We start from the raw sequence: 16,513 nt of genomic DNA on the forward strand, positions 1-16,513 counted from the left end.
ATGCGCGTTAACGTGGACGCTCGGCCCCGGCACCCCTGGCTACGCTGAGATCATGACCTCCCGTCCGTTCGGCTCCCTCGATTGGGCGCGGAGAACCCCCGGCATCCCTGACCTGCTCGACCAGATCCGCCAGGCGAGCATCGCCGATGTGCCGGAACTCCCGAAGAGCTATTTCACCCGTCTCGCCGCCGCCGGTTTCGGGCGCATCCGTGTGCCGGTCGCCGAGGGGGGCCTCGGCGGCGACGTGCTCGATCTGCTCGACGCCTTCGTCGCGATCGCCGCCGCCGACTCGAACCTCGCGCAGAGCTGGCGTACGCACGTGCTCGCGACCGAGCGCCACGTGAAGTCACCCGCCGGCGCGCTCCGCGACCGGTGGATCTCCCGCGTCGCTGCGGGAGCGATCATCGGCGGCGGATGGACCGAGGCCGACGGCTCCGGACCGAACGTCTTCACCACCCGCCTGTCCACCGAGAGCGGATCGCCGACTCTCACCGGTCGCAAGTTCTACTCGACCGGCAGCCGCTACGCCGACTGGCTGGAGTACAGCGCGGTCGACGATGACGGCGAGCTCGTGATCGCCGCCCTGCGTACCGACGCACCGGGTGTGACTCTGCTCGACGACTGGACCGGCTTCGGCCAGCGCGCCACCGCCAGCGGTACGACTGTGCTCGACAATGCGCCGGTCGACTCCGACGACATCGCCCCGTTCGACACCCAGCACCTCGGCACGGCGGGCTGGCAGCAGCTGATGCTGCTCGGCGTACTGGTCGGCATCGGCGAGGCCACCCGTGCGGCGGCCGAAGAACTCGTCTCGCTGATCGACCGTGCGCACGGCGGTTCCCCGATCCTCGTGCTCGAGGGGTATGGCCGCATCAGCGCGCTCGTCGCCTCGGCCCGCGCATCCCTCGGCGAGATCGGACGCCTCACCGAGATCGCGCATCAGGCGATCATCGCCGGATCCGCGGATGCCGAAGAGCTCGCGGATGACGCCGTGAACGCGGTCTTCCAGGCGCAGGCCGTGATCGTCGAGCAGGTCATCGAGGCCGCCGACCGGCTGATGGCGCTGCCCGCCCAGCTCGACGACGTCGCCGAGACGCAGGAGCTGCGCAGTGCGCTGCGGCTCGACCGGTTCTGGCGCAACGCTCAGACGCTGTCGACGCACAACCCCGTGCTGCACCGCCTGCGCGCGATCGCCGACCGCGAGATCTACGCGATCGACCGCATCGCCGAGCCGGACGAGCGCGAGGTCGCCGTCGCGCAGGCGATCGCCGAGGGCATCCGCCCGCTGACGGTCGTGCGCCTCGACGCCGCACTGACCGCGCGACTGACCGCCGACCGCGCCGAACTCGACCGGGTGAGCGCGGCGTTCCGCGACCGCGAGCCCGTACTGTTCCAGCTCGACGAGCGCCCCGGCGCTCGTTTCGACGCGGCCGTGGCCATCGCGACCCTGCTGCACCGGCTGCCTACCGCCTGGTTCGCGATCGGCACGAGCGACCTCGCCGACACCGGGCATCCGTACAACCTCGCCCGCCGCATCGCCTCGCTGGAGCAGCTGTCGAACGGACGCACCGCCTGGGTGCTCGACGATGCATCAGAGGACGGCTCCACGGAAGACGAAAACCACCGCGACCGCATCCGCGTGGTCCAGCAGCTTCTGCGCAGCTGGCCGCAGGAGAGCATCGCCGCGGATGCCGACGCCGCCCACTTCGCCCAGACCGAGTCGATCCGCCGCATCGGTGCCGACGGCGCGTACCCCACTGCGGGTCCGCTGAACGTACCGAGCAGTCCGCAGCATCTGCCGGTCTTCGTGTCGTCGCGTCGCTTCGGCGACGTGCACCGCTACGTCGACCTTCTGGTCCGTGACGACGCCTGGGTTCTTCCGTACGCGGATGCCGCGGGCCACGCCCTCGCGCACGCACAGCAGGTCTCCGAGGTCGACGCCCTGCTCCGGCTCGCCGGTGGCCTGCCGCAGGCGGATGCCGCCACACCCCAGACCCTGCGCGACCGGCTGCGGCTCCCCGCGCCGGCACTGTACGAACTGCCAGGAGCCTCGGCCCGCTTCGCGCGCGGCGGAGAGACGGAGGCATCATGACCACCGACGATCGACTGCTCACGGTCAACATCAACGTGCTCGGGGTCGGACAGCGCCCTGCGGCCTGGCGCGACCCGGAGATCCGTCCTGACGCGATCGTCGACCTCGCGCACTGGCAGGAGGTCGCCCGCATCGCCGAGCGCGGCCTGGTCGATGCGATCTTCCTCGCCGACCGTCCCGCGATCACCGACCCGCGCAGCCGCCCGGTGCAGTACCTCGATCCGGGTGTGCTGGTGCCGGCGATGGCCGCGGTCACCGATCACCTCGGTTTCGTCGCGACGGCGTCGACCACGCTCAACGAGCCCGTCGAGCTCGCCCGGCGGCTCTGGGCCCTGCACACCGCGACCGGCGGACGCTTCGCCTGGAACGCCGTCACCAGCTGGGATCCGGAAGCCGTGCGCAACTTCGGCATCTCGGAGCTGCCCGCGCGCGAGGTGCGCTACGCCCGCGCCGAGGAGTTCGTCACGGTCGTGAAGAACCTGTGGGAGACCGCGGGCACCGACGCGATCGTGGAGCATGATGGTTCGTTCTCGGTGCGCGCCGGGCTCGAGATGGAGCGCCTCGTCGCCGATCGCCCCGCCATCGTGCAGGCCGGAGGGTCGGAGCCCGGCTGGCGTCTGGCCGGACTCGTCGCCGACGGCGTGTACTCGGTCGACCACGACCCGGCATCCGCGACCGAGCACCGCCAGAAGATCCGTGGCTACGCGGTCGAGGCGGGCCGTGCGGCCGAGGATGTGCGGGTGTTCCCCGGGCTCGCTGTCGTGATCGGCAGCACCGAGCAGGAGGCCTGGGATCGCTTCGACCACTGGGAGCACCTCGCCCCCGCGACCTACAGCCTCAACGAGCTGTCGAAGGCGCTCGGCGCTGATTTCTCGGGCCTCGACCTGGATGCGCCCGTGCCCGAACAGCTGCTGATCGACGCCGAGGCGCAGGATGCCGGATGGTCGACCGCATACCGCCGGGTGCTGGTGGAGCGCATCCGTGCCGACCGTCCGACGATTCGTCGGCTGCTGCGCGACTTCGGAGGCTACGGCCAGCGGTTCCTCGCGGGCACGCCGGAGCAGATCGCCGACACCATGGAGGACTGGTTCCGCAGCGGTTCCGCAGACGGCTTCAACATCATGCTCGACCTGTTCCCGTCCGGCCTCACCGACTTCGTGGATCAGGTCGTGCCCGAACTGCAGCGCCGCGGCATCTTCCGCCGCGAATACCGCGACAGCGGCATCCTGGAGCGCTTCCGCCGCCCGTAGGCGGAGGCGTGCCCAGCTGGCCCCGCCCCGTTGGGCGGAGAACTCAGCGTGGGGAGGAGCTCTCGTGGAGAATGTTCCGCCCGTGGCCGAGTTCCCCTCCGGAGGCGTACAGCCTCAGACCTGGTCGAGGCGGCCGGAGCCCGAGAACGCCGGGGAACCGGTCGCAAATGACGCCGAGGGGCCGAGTCCGAACGCGGCGCGTGCGGTGAGCGGAACAGCAGCCGCATCGACGGAGCCGACGTCCGCACTCCACACCGGCACGGATGCCGGGTCGAGCGCGACATCCACGCCCGCAGTCACCCCGCCCGACGACAGCAGCACCGTCACCGGCTTGTCGTGCACATCGACGGGCAGGGTCAACGGCCCGCCGATCGTCGGATGCTCCGGGTCGACGACGCGCAGGATGCGACTGTCGTCCACGTACACGCCGGCGTCCGCATCGCCCACGATCGAGTCGAGCGGCCAGCTCTCCCACAGTCGCGAGATCAGCGACAGCTCCTCGGCGGAGTACCCGGCGAGTCCCACCCGACGGCCGTGCAGGTTCGAGAGTGTGGCAGCGACGCGGGCCAGATTCACCGGATGCTGCCGCGCCGCGATGATCGGCACCACGACGACGCGGCGCGTGATCGCGAGGAGTGCCCCCGCCGCCGCCGTCCGGTCGGGCGAGAAGCGGTCGGGCGACACGCCGCCGACGTCGCCGAGCATCAGCACGTCGGCCGCGGCATCCAACTCCTCACCCAGTGCGACACGTGACGCCCGCCCGGCGCCTGTGCGCACCGCGAACGCGGCCAGAGTCGCGTCATCGACGCGCAGCACGCGGGTCATCGGCGCGCCCCTCTCATCCAGGCCGTGAACGGCTGATCCGCGTGCTCGACCAGCAGCCCGCGGGCGCGCAGCACCGGCGTCACGTGCTCGGCGAACTCGCGCAGCCCCCACGGATTCGTGTCGAACAGCAGGTTGAAGCCGTCAGCGGCGCCGGCAGCCACCCAGTCGGTCATGATGTCGACGAGTTTCTCGGGCGTGCCGACGAACAACTGGTGTCCGAAGCCGGCGAAGTAGCGCAGCAGTTCGCGCACCGTCAGGTTGCCGGCGGCTCCGTACGACGCGATCGCCTGCCGGAAGCCGACCGGCGCCGCAGACGGATCACCCGACAGCCGGGCGATCTCCTCCTCGGCCGGGGCGTCCAGATCGAGGCGCGCGTCGTCGATGCCGAACATCGCCGTGAACCTCTTCAATACGTATCCCTCGGGGCTGCGCTCGTGAATCACCCGGAAGCGGCGCTCGGCCTCCTCCTCGGTCGAGCCGACGACCAGATGGATGCCGGGCAGCACGAGCGGCGCGGGGCGCCCGAGCTCCGCGGCCCGGCGTCGCAGGTCGGTGGCGTTCGCGGCGGCCGTCTCGCGCACGGTCTCGGCGGCGAACACGGCCTCAGCGCTGGCGGCCGCGAGCTGGCGTCCGCGCGGCGATCCTCCGGCCTGCACGATCAGGGGTGCGACGTCGGGCAGCAGTGCGCGGATCGCCGGGTCGACTCCGAGCTCGGCCCGGGAGATGCGCTCTCCGAAGAGCGGTCCGTCGTGCACGTAATCGGTGTCGTCGCGGACCGCGGTGAGGAAGCGGAGGTAGGCGTCGACGAACTCCTCGGCGCGGGCGTACCGCTCCTCGCGGCCGGGGTCGCCGGTGTAGCCGAAGTCAGTCATCGCGGTGCCGGTGACGCCGGTGACGACGTTCCATCCGAAGCGCGCGCCGCTGAACGCGCCGACCGAGAGCAGGCGCCTGGCGAGCTCGACGGGGTCGTTCGTGCTGGTCGACACGGTCGAGATGATGCCGAGGTGTTCGGTCTCGGCCGCGACCGTGGCCAAGGCCGAGAGCGGTTCGACGAGCCGGTTCGGGCGGATCGCGGGGTTCGAGGCGAGACCGGGGGAGTCGGCGAGGAAGATCGCGTGCATCCCGGCGTCCTCCGCCGTGCGCGCCGCGTCACGCCAGAAGTCGGCTCCGAGCACTCGGAGCGGATCCTCGCCGGGCGCGCGCCAGGCTCCGGCATCCGTCCCGTAGTCGTAGACGTTCGCACCGAGCACGAGCGGACGGCTCATCCGGCGACCTTCGTGCCGGTGTGGCCGACTCCCACGTACCAGATCTCCGGCAGCTCGCTGCCGAGCAGGGCGCGCTCACCCAGAGCCCGCGCCTTGAGATGCACCGGGTTGTGATTGCTGAGCGTGCGGGCGTTGCGCCAGTGCCGGTCGAGGGCGAGGCGCCCGTCGACGAGCGAGCCGCCACCCAGGTCGAACACGCTCTGCGCGGCCTGCAGCACGAGGCTCGGCACGGCGACCTGCGCGCGGGTGACCGCGAGGTGTCCGTCGCCGGTCTGCTCGGCGAGGGGGCGGTCGAGGTCGTAGCCGAGGACCTCGGCGGCCGCCCGAACGGTCGCGACGACGGTCTGCGCGAGAGCATCCAGCGTGCCGATGCGCTCCTGCAGCTGAGGATCCTCCGCAGGCACCGCCGCTGAGGCGTGGCTGAAGGTGCGGGTGCGTGAGCGCAACCAGGCGATCGCGTCGTCGCGGGTGCGCAGCGCGATGCCGGCGAGGGTCGCGAGGTGCGTGAGCTGCAGCACCGCGTCGAGATTGCCCAGACGGTCGGCGCTCGATCCTTCGCCGACGCGCACGTGTGCGGCATCCACCTCGACGTCGGTGAACTCCACCGTGCCGGAGGTCGTCAGCCGCTGACCGACGCCGTCCCAGTCGTCGTGCAGCACGACGCCCTCGGCATCCGCCCGCACCCGGGCGACCAGATGACGGCCGTCTTCGTCGGAGACGAGCACCGAGATCCAGTCGGCGTAGCCGGTGCCGGTCGCGTAGGCCTTGCGCCCGTTCACGCGCAGGATGCCGTCGGCATCCGTGCGCAGCGACGTGCCGACCGTGCCGATCGCGCCCGCGCCCTCGGTCGTCGCCCCGGCGAAGATGCGTCCGGCGGCGATCTCGGCCGCTGCGGCATCGTCATCGCCGCGGGCGATCGCGCGGGCGGCGCGGTCGCTGGTCGTGAAGTGCGTGCGCAGACTCTGTGTGACGTTCGAGTCGGCGCGGGCCAGGAGGATCTGCAGGTCGACGAGCTGCGCGTAGCTCAGCCCGGAGCCGCCGGCCGCGATCGGCAGCCGTGCGGCGGTCAGCCCGAGCGCCGCGAGCTCACGGACCTCGGCGCGCAGGCCTCGTTCGACGTCGCCGTCATGGTCGCGCGCTGCGGCCGAGGCGGCGATCCGGGCGATGACCTCGTCGATGCCCGGAGCGGATGCCGGGTCGACGCCCACATCGGCGACCGAGGTGAACGCGAGCAGATCCTCCGGCATCCGTCAGCCCTGCTCGCCCGAAGTGCCCGAGGGGCCCGAGTTCGGCCAGGCGGCGGGAGCGGTGCGTCCGGCCGGGTCGAGTGCCGGACGCGTGCGGCCGTAGGCGAGCGCGTGCACGAAGCGGCGACGGAACTCGGCGAGGTCGAACGACGTGATGGCTCGCGTCGACGGTCCTTCCGGCGTGCCCCACACCAACGGCAGCCCATCGCTCGTGAGCGCGACGCGCGTGGCCAGCGAGCCGGCCGCGGGCGTGAAGTCGACGGGACCCTCGATCCATCCGGTGACGATCTCGGGGCGGTGCAGGATCACCGACGAGAGTCCGTCGTGCGCGGCCGAGATCCGCCGCCCCCACTTGTACTGGTAGAAGTCGTTGTAGGCGTCGAGGATGGTGCCGGCGAAGTGTGCCGACGGCAGCTCGGAGGCGAGCAGCGTCGCCGTGACGTGCTCCTCGAGCAGGGCCTGGGAGGTGACGTTCACGCCGACCATGATCACGTTGCCGCGGTTCACGGCGCCGAACACGCGCTCGGCCGCCGCGCGGTCGTTGTGGGTGTTGGCATCGGTCACGGTCGCGGTACCCGGGGCCGGGTAGGGGCCTGCGCCACCCATGATGACCACCGAGCGGAACTTGAGGAACAGCTCCGGATCCTTCTCGAGCGCGAGCGCGATGTTCGTCAGCGGTCCGAGCGGGTGCAGGTCGATCTGACCGGGATGCTCGTTCGCGATGCGCACCAGGTACTCGGCCGCGGCCTCCTGCTCGAGCGTCGGTTCCGGGCGCACCAGACCGCGGTCGCCCAGGCCGTCGTGGCCGTGCACGAACCAGGCGATCGACGGGTCGCCGTCGAGCGGGGAGTCCGCGCCGCCGTAGATCGGGATGCCGGTGGTGCCGGCGACATCGAGGACGTACGCCACGTTGCGGGCGGAGTCCTCGACCGAGCAGTTGCCGTAGATCGTGGTGATGCCGACGATCTCGACGTCGGGCTGGGCGAGCAGGTAGAGCAGGGAGTGCGCGTCATCGATGCCGGTGTCGGTGTCGACGACGATCCACTGCTTCTCGGGGGCGAAGGCGGGAGCGGCCATGGTGCGAGGGCCGATCAGTGCTGGTGCTCGTGGGCGGGCTCGGCCAGCTTGAACGCGAGGCGTCCGTGTGCGAAGCCGCCGCCCGCGCGGATCGCGGTGGCGACCCAGGCGGCTTCGGCGAGCTCGGCCTCATCGGCACCGGCGGCCACGGCCTTCTGCGAGTGCGCGTCGATGCAGTACACACACTGGGTCGTGATGCCGACCGCGAGCGCGATCAACTCGCGATACTTCAGCGGGATGGCGCGCTTGTCGTCGGAGGCGAACACCGCACTGTCGAACGCGGCGAACGCGGCGAGGATGTCGGGGGTCTGCTCCTTGTAGACCTTCGTGTAGGTCTTGTCGGCTTCACTGTCGAAGTAGGCGCTCATGCTCTGCTCTCTGATGTGGGCGGGTGCTCCTCCCGGCGCGTGCGACGGCGCTGCGGGGCGCGCGGGCATGCCGAGGAAGAGGGTCTACCGCGACGCTAGAACCCCCGGCCTCCGGCGCGCATCTCGGGCGCAACACGGGGTCATGCGGGGGGCGGTGCCGCTCGGAGTTGTGGAGCGCCCGGCGTCAGACGCGCGTCGAGGGCAGCCGAGCCGTCGTGCCGCGCACGTTCAGTTCGTACGGCAGCGCCGAGGGGATGCGCACGGCCTCCGGCACTGTGAGCTTGGCCAGCACGGCGTCGGCAGCGCGTTCACCCTGACCGAGCGGGAACTGGTCGACCGTGGTCAGGCGGAAGAACTCGCCCAGCTCGTGGCCGTCGATGCCGACGATCGAGAGGTCGTCGGGAACCTGGAAGCCGAGGTCGCGGGCTGCCAGGAGGGCGCCGATCGCCATCTCGTCGGATGCGGCGAACACCGCGGTCGGACGCGGGCCGGGCCGGCCGAGCAGCTGTTTCGCCGCACGATAGCCACCTTCGACCGTGAAGTCGGCCGGTTCCAGGAACGCCGGGTTGAGCGGGAGGCCGGCCTTCGCGAGCGCCCGCTCGAATCCGAGGCGCCGGTTCGTGGGGATGTGGAAGTCGATGTCGAACTCGGGGTTCGCGCCGATGTGCGCGATGTCGGTGTGCCCGAGGGCGATCAGATGCTCGGTGGCGAGCTGGGCGACCGCCACGTCATCGACCGTGAGGGTGTCGAGCTTCGGGTTCGGGCCGCCGATCGCGATCACCGGCAGCCCGAGATCGAGCAGGTACTGCGTCTCGTCCTCGTCGAGCTCGATCGACACCGCGATCACGGCATCCACCCGCTGGCGGCGCAGGAAGGTGTCGAACACGTGCCGGCGCACGTCCTTGTCGGCCGTGATGTTGTACAGCGTGATGTCGTAGCCCTCGCGCATGAGTGCCGCCGAGACGCCTGAGAGCACCGTGCTGAAGAACCAGCGGTCGAGGAAGGGCACGACCACGCCGATGTTGCGCGTGCGCCCCGAGGCAAGGCTCGATGCGCGCGACGAGACGACGTATCCGAGGGTCTGTGCCGCGGCGTGCACGCGCTCGCGCGCAGCCTCCGACACGTGCCCGCGGCCGCTGAGCGCGCGCGAGACCGTCGCGGTCGAGACCCCGGCGAGCCGGGCGACCTCATCGATGCTCGCCATGTCGGGCCTCTCTCGATCCCGTTCCGGTCGCGATATGTCAGGTCACATCGCGGATATGGCTGTCATATCGCGACCGGAGCGTGGTGGTGCGGATGGTGCGGATGCTGCGGGTCAGGCCTGGGTGTACCAGACCGCGGTGTCGACCGGGAGCGATGTGCCCTCGAACGGCTGGCTCTTCAGCACGACCGTGGCTCCCGCGGGGAGCTCGAGCGGTGCGCTGCCGAGGTTCACGACGACGTGCACGTCACCGCGGCGGAAGGCCACGGCATCGTCTCCGGCCTCTTCCCACACCAGCGAGCCCGAGCCGAAGCCGTGAGAGCGGCGTGCGGCCAGCAGCTCCTTGTAGAGCGAGAGGGTCGAGGTCGGGTCGGCCTCTTCCACGTCGCGGGCGTAGGTCGCCCACTCCGCCGGCTGCGGCAGCCACGACAGGTTCGTCGAGTTGAAGCCGAAGGCCGGAGCATCCGCCTCCCAGGGCAGGGGCACACGGCATCCGTCGCGACCGTAGCGCTCGTGCTTCGTGCGGAACCAGGTCGGATCCTGACGGAACTCGTCGGGGATCTCCATCGCCTCGGGCAGGCCGAGCTCCTCGCCCTGGTACAGGTACGCCGAGCCGGGCAGCGCCAGCATCACCGTGGTCGCCGCGCGGGCACGGGCGAGTCCGATCGCCGTGTCGGGCTTGTGCGGGGTGTTCGGGCCGATGCCCTCGCCCTGCGGGTTGTCAGCCGTGAGGGCCAGGCGCGAGGCGTGCCGCACGACGTCGTGGTTCGAGAGCACCCAGGTGCTGGGCGCTCCGACGTCGCCGAACGCGTCGAGCGACTCACGGATGACGGCGCCGAGGTCCTTCGCGTGCCACGGCGTCATCAGGTACGGGAAGTTGAACGTCTGGTGCATCTCGTCCGGGCGCACCCAGAGCGCGGTCTGCTTCAGCGTCGGCATCCATGCCTCACCGCAGAGGGCGCGGTCGCCGTCGTACTCGGCCAGCACTTTGTGCCAGTCGCGGTAGATGTCGTGCACGCCGTCCTGGCCCCAGTACGGCACGTTCGCCTCGCCGCCGCCCATGGAGTCGGCGTCGCTCGGGGGCGTGTAGTCGGGCAGGCCTTCGGCCTTGATCATGCCGTGGGCGACGTCGACACGGAAGCCGTCGACACCGCGATCGAGCCAGAAGCGCAGGATGGAGCGGAACTCCTCGCGCACCTCTTCGTTGTTCCAGTCGAAGTCGGGCTGCGTGGCGTCGAAGATGTGCAGGTACCACTGGCCGGGCGTGCCGTCGGCCTCGGTGATGCGCTGCCACATGCCGCCGCCGAACACGGACTCCCAGTTGTTCGGGGGCAGTTCGCCGTTCTCGCCCTTGCCGTCGCGGAAGATGTAGCGGGCACGCTCGGGGCTGCCGGGGGCTGCCTTCAGTGCCTGCTGGAACCAGACGTGCTGGTCGGAGGAGTGGTTGGGGACCAGGTCGACGACGACGCGGATGCCGCGGGCATGGGCCTGTGTCAGCATCTCGTCGAAGTCGGCGAGCGTGCCGAACAGCGGGTCGACGTCGCGGTAGTCGGCCACGTCGTAGCCGGCGTCGCGCTGCGGGCTGGTCATGAACGGGCTCAGCCAGATGGCGTCGACGCCGAGCTCCTGGAGCGAGTCGAGGCGGCTGGTGATGCCCGGCAGGTCGCCGATGCCGTCACCTGACGCATCCGCGAAGGAGCGGGGGTAGATCTGGTAGATGACGGCGCTGCGCCACCACTCGGAACCGGGGGCTGCGATCTGCTCAAGCTGTGCCATGGGAACAGAGTAGTGCAAACGCTTACATGGTTGCCAGGGCGGGGATCGAATCGGTTCGATAAGGGCACAGATGCACGAGCAAGTGACGGATGCACGACCGAACCGGCCCGACGGTCGTGCAACTGCGACCTGGTCGTGCATCTGCGACCCGGTCGTGTCCGTGACCCGGGCCCAGGAGTAGTCTGACCGCATCGATTCGAGGAGGAGTCATGGTTCCCGAGATCAACTACTGGGCCGTTCTGCTGGCCACGGCGTCGAGCATGGTCGTCGGCTCGATCTGGTACTCGCCCAAGGTGTTCGGCACGCGCTGGTCGAAGCTCGCGAACGTCGACATGAACCGGCCGGGATCGAGCGCGACGATGGCCATCATCACGACCGTGATCGTGAGCTTCATCACCTCGTGGGTCCTCGCCGGAGCAGCCGCCATCGCCTGGCACTTCTACGGAGGCTCGTTCTTCTGGGGTGCGATCGTGACCGGTGTGACGCTGTGGGCCGGATTCACCGCCGCGCGCTTCATCACGCACGACGCGTTCGAGGGGCGCTCGACCCGACTGACCACCCTCAACATCGCGCATGAGCTCGTCACGATCGTCGTCATGGCCGTGCTGATCGGCGTGTGGCCGCCGGCGCTGATGAGCTGAGCCGAGCCACGAGTACCCCGCCCATTTTCCGAAAGAACTCGTAAAGGAGGGAAAACAAGGGTAGCTGAGGCTTCCCTCACGGCCCGTGACGTGAGAAACTCTCCCCGCGGCCTTCTGGCTGCCTGCGTGCATGGATCGCGCGCGGTTCGGACCGGGAGGGTCTTTCATGTCGGTTTCGTCGCGCCGATCGGCGCCATGGGTGGTCGCCGCCGCGCTCGCGGCCGGCCTCATGTTCGCCGGCGCCATGCCGGCGGCATCCGGAGACTCCGTCCCGGACGCCACCGCCGATCCTGAGCTTTCCGTGGCCCTGGCCTACGAGTTCCTCGATGCGCGCGTCGACGAGTTCTGCGACGGCGCCGGGCACTGCCTCCCCCGCAGCTACCAGGGCGGATTCTTCACGAGCCCCACGTGGGACTTCACGCCCTCGTTCGTGTACGACGACGCACTGGTCGTGATCGCGTACACAGCGCGCGGGCTTCCCGACGACATCCGCCGAGCGCGGTCGATCGGTGACACGCTGCTCTTCGTGCAGACGAACGACCCCATCGGCGACGGACGCACCCGCGCCTCGTACGAACCGCACGGCATCCGCCAAGGACGGGTCGAGATCACGGGCCCGGGAACCTTCACGGGCAACCAGGCGTGGGTGGGCATGGCCCTCACGCGACTGTTCCACGCGACCGGGGATCAGAAGTACCTCGACGGCGCGCTGCGGGTGGCGCAGTGGATCCAGACGAACACGGCCGACATGGCACGCGCGCCCTACGGCTACACCGGCGGGCAGCTCGAGGACGGCACCTCGCTGGTCTGGAAGTCCACCGAGCACAACACCGACATCGCCGGCTTCTTCACGCAGCTGGCCCAGCTCACCGGCGACACGGTGTGGGCGGATCGCGCGGCCGTCGCTGCGAACTTCGTGACCGCGATGCAGTCCGTCGACGGACACGTCGACACCGGCACACAGCTCGACGGCGCCACCGTGAACACCTACCCCGTGCCCCTCGACGCGCAGACCTGGAGCTACCTCGGCACCGGCGACGCGCGCTACGGTGCCGCCCTCGACTGGACGCTCGCGAACCTCATCGCGACGGACGGCCCGTACAGCGGACCCTCCATCAGCGGCACCGACGTGTCGAAGGTCTGGTTCGAGGGGAGCGGACACCTGGCGCTGGCGCTGAAGCTGCGGGAAGGGCAGGGCGACGCGGCGCGCGCGGACTCGCTGCTCGCCGACATCCGTCTCGCCCAGCGCGATGCGCCCAACGGCGACGGCAAGGGCATCGTCTCGACCTCGACCGACGGCCTCGACTCCGGCTTCGGCGACCTCTACTACGCGAGCCTGCACTCGGGCACGACGGCGTGGTACCTGCTCGCTGCAGCGGGCGACAACCCGTTCCGGCTGCCCACCGGCTGACCTGCGCGGGATGCCGCGACGCGCGCGTCACGCGGCGACGCGGGCTGCGCTGTGCCGGGCGTTACGCGGCGACGCGGGCGACAGCGGCGATCGCGCTCGCGAAGAAGCCGACGCCGTCGACACCCGAGCGCATCGCGGCATCCGTGTCCGGCCCGAAGCCCGGCTCGGTCGCATGCTCGGGGTGCGGCATGAGTCCGACGACGTTCCCGGCCTCGTTCGTGATGCCGGCGATGTCGCGCAGCGAGCCGTTCGGGTTGACGCCCGCGTAGCGGAATGCCACGAGGTTCTCGCCCTCGAGGCGATCGAGCGTCTCGGTGTCGGCGATGTACCCGCCGTCGCCGTTCTTCAGCGGGATCACGATTTCCTGGCCGGTCCGGAACGCGTTGGTCCACGCGGTGTCGGAGTTGGCGACCGTGAGCTTCTGGTCCCGACGCACGAAGTGCTGGTGGTCGTTGCGGATCAGGCCGCCGGGCAACAGGTGCGCCTCGACGAGCATCTGGAAACCGTTGCAGATGCCGAGCACGGGCATGCCCTTGGCCGCGGCATCCTTCACCTCGCTCATGATCGGCGAGAGCGCGGCGATCGCGCCGGCGCGCAGGTAGTCGCCGTAGCTGAAGCCGCCGGGGAGCACGAGTGCGTCGACACCCTCGAGGTCGTGCGAGCCGTGCCAGAGGGCGACCGGCTCGGCGCCCGCGATGCGCACGGCGCGCTGGGCGTCGCGATCGTCGAGGGATCCGGGGAAGGTGACGACGCCGATGCGCACGCTCACTCGACGACCTCGATGCCGACGACGTCTTCGATCACGGAGTTGGAGAGCACTTCTTCGGCGACGCGGGTCGCCTCGGCGAGCAGCTCGTCGGTGACCTCGCCCTCGACGGTGAGCTCGAAGCGCTTGCCGATGCGCACATCGGTGAAGCCCTCGACGCCGAGGCGGGTGAACGCTCCGGCGACGGCCTTCCCCTGCGGGTCGAGCAGTTCGGGCTTGGGCATGACGTCGACGACGATGGTGGGCATGGAAGGCTCCAGAAGTCGCGGGAAGGCTGGCGCGCCCAGTCTACCGGCCCGCGCGCGGTGCCCTTCGCCCGCTGCTCTCTGCGCCGAGAACGCCGAGTGCACGGGATGCTGCCCAGCGCACGGGGTGTCGACGTAGGGATGTCGTGCACTCGACGCGATCCCGTGTACTCGGCGGCCGCGGATTACTCCGCGTGGAAGACGGTGTACAGGTCGCCGATGAGGTCGCGGCCGCCGAGGCCGTCGATCTCGAACAGCACCGAGATGCCGACCACGTGGCTGCCGAGCTGCTCGACCAACTGGCGCCCGGCGGCGAGCGTGCCCCCGGTCGCGAGCACGTCGTCGATCAGCAGCACGCGGGATCCGGCGGGCAGGTCGTCGTGCATCTCGATCGTCGCGGTGCCGTACTCCAGCGCGTAGTCGATCGACGCCGCAGGGCGGGGGAGCTTGCCGGCCTTGCGGATCGGGATGAGGCCGGTGCCGGCGACCAGCGCGGCGGCGCTGGCCAGGATGAACCCGCGCGCCTCGATGCCGGCGATCACGTCGAACTGGCCGGCGAACGGCTCGATGATCGCCTCGGTGGTCACGCGCAGCGCCTCGGCGTCGGCGAGGAGCGGCGTGATGTCGCGGAAGACGATGCCGGGTTCGGGGTAGTCCGGGATGCTGCGGATCAGAGTGGCGGCGCGGGTGAGGGCGGGGGAGAGTTCGGCTTCGGGCACCGGCCAAGGTTACCCGCGTTCATAACTCCGGAGAAATGACGCGGTTCCGGCCGAAAACGCCCATATCCGGGCCGATCTGCCGCGGTTTTGAGGAGTTATGAACGCGTAGCTGCGGAGACTCGTGCCGAACCCGGCCGCTTGACAGCCATGGGAGCGCTCCCATACAGTGACTGATCAGTCGTGGGAGCGCTCCCACGACGCCCGACGCACCACCACCACACCCGCACCACCACCCGCACGAACCCGCACACAAAGGAGTGAACCGTGAACACACGTGCCCGCACCCGCCTGCTGGCGGTCGCCGCCGCCGCATCCGTCTCCGCCCTCGCCCTGGCCGGCTGCTCGGCCAGCGCCGGAGACGCCGACGGACCCAGCGCTGATGAAGACGTCACGCTGACCGTCACCACCTTCGGCACCTTCGGCTACGAAGACCTGTACAAGGAGTACGAGAAGCTTCACCCGAACGTGAAGATCGAGGCGACCAACATCGACACCGGCGGCAACGCCCGTACCGACGCCTTCACCAAGATCGCCGCCGGCTCCGGCCTCAGCGACGTCGTCGCGATCGAGGAGGGCTGGCTCGGAGCGATCATGGACGTGTCCGACACCTTCGTCGACCTGCGCGACTTCGGCATCGAGGACCGCAAGGCCGACTGGGTCGACTGGAAGTACGGCCAGGCGACGGATGCCGACGGCCGTGTGATCGGCTACGGCACCGACATCGGCCCGAGCGGCATCTGCTACAACGGCGCCGCGTTCGAGGCCGCTGGGCTGCCGAGCGACCGCGAGTCCGTCGCCGAGCTGCTGAACGGCGACTGGGAGAACTACTTCCAGGTCGGCGCCGACTACACCGCCAAGACCGGCAAGGCCTGGTACGACCACTCCGGCTTCGTCTGGAACGCCATGGTCAACCAGCTCGATGAGGGCTATTACACCGCTGACGGCGAGCTGAACGTCGAAGGCAACGACGAGCTCCAGGCGCGCTTCGAGCAACTCGGTGCCGCGACCGAGGGTGGTCAGTCGGCCGCGCAGACCGCGTGGGACTGGAACGGCGGCAAGTCGTTCGTCGACGGCACCTTCGCGACCTTCGTGTGCCCCGGATGGATGCTCGGCGTCGTGCAGGGTCAGGTCGAGGCCGGCGGCGGCGACGCCTCCACCGGATGGGACTTCGCCGATGTCTTCCCTGGCGGCGCAGCCAACTGGGGTGGCGCGTTCCTGTCGATCCCGGAGACTTCTGAGCACAAGGAGGCGGCCGCGGCACTCGCCGACTGGCTGACGCAGCCCGAGCAGCAGGTCAAGCAGTCCGCCGCGGCGGGCAACTTCCCGTCGACGATCAAGGCGCAGGAGACGCTGGCCGCCGATGCGACACCGAACGCGTTCTTCAATGACGCTCCCACCGGCGCGATCCTCGCCGAGCGTGCCAAGGGCGTCGTCGCGCAGTTCAAGGGCGCGGATGACTCCGTCATCCAGGAGAACGTCTTCGGTCCGGCTCTGAGCAGCCTCGACCGCGGCGAGACCGACACCAAGGGTGCCTGGGATCAGGCCATCGGCCTGTTGAACGACCTGGTCGGCTGACCGCATCCCTCACTTCGACAGGCTCAGTGGCCCAGCACTGGTCACTGAGCCTGTC

General features: G+C 70.1%; 15 protein-coding genes. 5 read left to right on the forward strand and 10 right to left on the reverse strand.

Annotated elements, in window-relative coordinates; all coding sequences use genetic code 11:
• The first annotated feature begins 52 nt into the window (after positions 1–52).
• Positions 53–2,092, forward strand: a complete 2,040-nt coding sequence (locus P0Y60_03595; GenBank protein WEK61848.1) for a hypothetical protein — start codon at positions 53–55, stop codon at positions 2,090–2,092.
• Positions 2,089–3,342, forward strand: coding sequence for an NtaA/DmoA family FMN-dependent monooxygenase (locus tag P0Y60_03600; protein ID WEK61849.1), 1,254 nt, complete (start codon positions 2,089–2,091; stop codon positions 3,340–3,342). The genes P0Y60_03595 and P0Y60_03600 overlap by 4 nt, the downstream gene beginning before the upstream one ends.
• A 114-nt stretch (positions 3,343–3,456) precedes the next feature.
• On the opposite strand, the gene P0Y60_03605 is transcribed toward P0Y60_03600, so the two are convergent.
• The 7 genes from P0Y60_03605 to P0Y60_03635 all read right to left on the reverse strand — a co-directional run bounded on the left by P0Y60_03605 (position 3,457) and on the right by P0Y60_03635 (position 11,101).
• Positions 3,457–4,167 carry a hypothetical protein gene (locus P0Y60_03605; GenBank protein ID WEK61850.1) on the reverse strand — a complete coding sequence of 237 codons (711 nt, stop codon included), beginning with the start codon at positions 4,165–4,167 and terminating at the stop codon, positions 3,457–3,459.
• Entirely contained in the window at positions 4,164–5,432 is a 1,269-nt protein-coding gene (locus P0Y60_03610) for an LLM class flavin-dependent oxidoreductase (protein ID WEK61851.1), read from the reverse strand. Before P0Y60_03610 ends, P0Y60_03605 begins: the two co-directional genes overlap by 4 nt.
• Positions 5,429–6,679 (reverse strand): acyl-CoA dehydrogenase, encoded by a 1,251-nt coding sequence (locus P0Y60_03615; protein ID WEK61852.1) that lies wholly within the window; start codon positions 6,677–6,679, stop codon positions 5,429–5,431. Before P0Y60_03615 ends, P0Y60_03610 begins: the two co-directional genes overlap by 4 nt.
• 3 nt (positions 6,680–6,682) lie before the next feature.
• A complete protein-coding gene (locus P0Y60_03620; protein WEK61853.1) occupies positions 6,683–7,756 on the reverse strand; it encodes a nucleoside hydrolase in 1,074 nt (357 codons plus the stop codon).
• Positions 7,757–7,770: 14 nt separating this feature from the next.
• Positions 7,771–8,124 (reverse strand): carboxymuconolactone decarboxylase family protein, encoded by a 354-nt coding sequence (locus tag P0Y60_03625; GenBank protein WEK61854.1) that lies wholly within the window; start codon positions 8,122–8,124, stop codon positions 7,771–7,773.
• A 184-nt stretch (positions 8,125–8,308) separates the two neighbouring features.
• A complete protein-coding gene (locus P0Y60_03630; GenBank protein ID WEK61855.1) occupies positions 8,309–9,328 on the reverse strand; it encodes a LacI family DNA-binding transcriptional regulator in 1,020 nt (339 codons plus the stop codon).
• A gap of 111 nt (positions 9,329–9,439) precedes the next feature.
• On the reverse strand, positions 9,440–11,101 hold the full coding sequence (locus P0Y60_03635; GenBank protein ID WEK61856.1) for a glycoside hydrolase family 13 protein: 1,662 nt from the start codon (positions 11,099–11,101) through the stop codon (positions 9,440–9,442).
• Between the two features lie 209 nt (positions 11,102–11,310).
• On the opposite strand from P0Y60_03635, the gene P0Y60_03640 reads away from it, so the two are divergent.
• Positions 11,311–11,742, forward strand: coding sequence for a DUF1761 domain-containing protein (locus P0Y60_03640; protein ID WEK61857.1), 432 nt, complete (start codon positions 11,311–11,313; stop codon positions 11,740–11,742).
• A gap of 166 nt (positions 11,743–11,908) precedes the next feature.
• The gene (locus tag P0Y60_03645) at positions 11,909–13,153 is read left to right on the forward strand and encodes a hypothetical protein (GenBank protein ID WEK61858.1); all 1,245 of its coding nucleotides are present in this window, start codon (positions 11,909–11,911) and stop codon (positions 13,151–13,153) included.
• Positions 13,154–13,214: 61 nt separating this feature from the next.
• On the opposite strand, the gene purQ is transcribed toward P0Y60_03645, so the two are convergent.
• The 3 genes from purQ to P0Y60_03660 form a co-directional block, all read right to left on the reverse strand.
• A complete protein-coding gene (gene purQ, locus P0Y60_03650) occupies positions 13,215–13,922 on the reverse strand; it encodes a phosphoribosylformylglycinamidine synthase subunit PurQ (protein ID WEK61859.1) in 708 nt (235 codons plus the stop codon).
• Positions 13,919–14,167, reverse strand: a complete 249-nt coding sequence (purS, locus tag P0Y60_03655; GenBank protein ID WEK61860.1) for a phosphoribosylformylglycinamidine synthase subunit PurS — start codon at positions 14,165–14,167, stop codon at positions 13,919–13,921. Before purS ends, purQ begins: the two co-directional genes overlap by 4 nt.
• A 182-nt stretch (positions 14,168–14,349) precedes the next feature.
• Positions 14,350–14,883: an adenine phosphoribosyltransferase gene (locus tag P0Y60_03660; protein WEK61861.1), complete on the reverse strand. Its 534-nt coding sequence runs from the start codon at positions 14,881–14,883 to the stop codon at positions 14,350–14,352.
• A 264-nt stretch (positions 14,884–15,147) separates the two neighbouring features.
• Here P0Y60_03660 and P0Y60_03665 point away from each other — a divergent pair, with 264 nt between their 5' ends.
• The gene (locus P0Y60_03665) at positions 15,148–16,458 is read left to right on the forward strand and encodes an ABC transporter substrate-binding protein (protein WEK61862.1); all 1,311 of its coding nucleotides are present in this window, start codon (positions 15,148–15,150) and stop codon (positions 16,456–16,458) included.
• Positions 16,459–16,513 lie beyond the last annotated feature (55 nt).

It is taken from the genome of Candidatus Microbacterium colombiense, assembly GCA_029203165.1.
In the GTDB taxonomy this organism is placed as follows: domain Bacteria; phylum Actinomycetota; class Actinomycetes; order Actinomycetales; family Microbacteriaceae; genus Microbacterium; species Microbacterium colombiense.

Coding starts and splice junctions, on each gene's coding strand:
- P0Y60_03595 (WEK61848.1), top strand. CDS start 53: ATGACCTCCCGTCCGTTCGGCTCCCTCGATTGGGCGCGGAGAACCCCC.
- P0Y60_03600 (WEK61849.1), top strand. CDS start 2,089: ATGACCACCGACGATCGACTGCTCACGGTCAACATCAACGTGCTCGGG.
- P0Y60_03605 (WEK61850.1), bottom strand. CDS start 4,167: ATGACCCGCGTGCTGCGCGTCGATGACGCGACTCTGGCCGCGTTCGCG.
- P0Y60_03610 (WEK61851.1), bottom strand. CDS start 5,432: ATGAGCCGTCCGCTCGTGCTCGGTGCGAACGTCTACGACTACGGGACG.
- P0Y60_03615 (WEK61852.1), bottom strand. CDS start 6,679: ATGCCGGAGGATCTGCTCGCGTTCACCTCGGTCGCCGATGTGGGCGTC.
- P0Y60_03620 (WEK61853.1), bottom strand. CDS start 7,756: ATGGCCGCTCCCGCCTTCGCCCCCGAGAAGCAGTGGATCGTCGTCGAC.
- P0Y60_03625 (WEK61854.1), bottom strand. CDS start 8,124: ATGAGCGCCTACTTCGACAGTGAAGCCGACAAGACCTACACGAAGGTC.
- P0Y60_03630 (WEK61855.1), bottom strand. CDS start 9,328: ATGGCGAGCATCGATGAGGTCGCCCGGCTCGCCGGGGTCTCGACCGCG.
- P0Y60_03635 (WEK61856.1), bottom strand. CDS start 11,101: ATGGCACAGCTTGAGCAGATCGCAGCCCCCGGTTCCGAGTGGTGGCGC.
- P0Y60_03640 (WEK61857.1), top strand. CDS start 11,311: ATGGTTCCCGAGATCAACTACTGGGCCGTTCTGCTGGCCACGGCGTCG.
- P0Y60_03645 (WEK61858.1), top strand. CDS start 11,909: ATGTCGGTTTCGTCGCGCCGATCGGCGCCATGGGTGGTCGCCGCCGCG.
- purS (WEK61860.1), bottom strand. CDS start 14,167: ATGCCCACCATCGTCGTCGACGTCATGCCCAAGCCCGAACTGCTCGAC.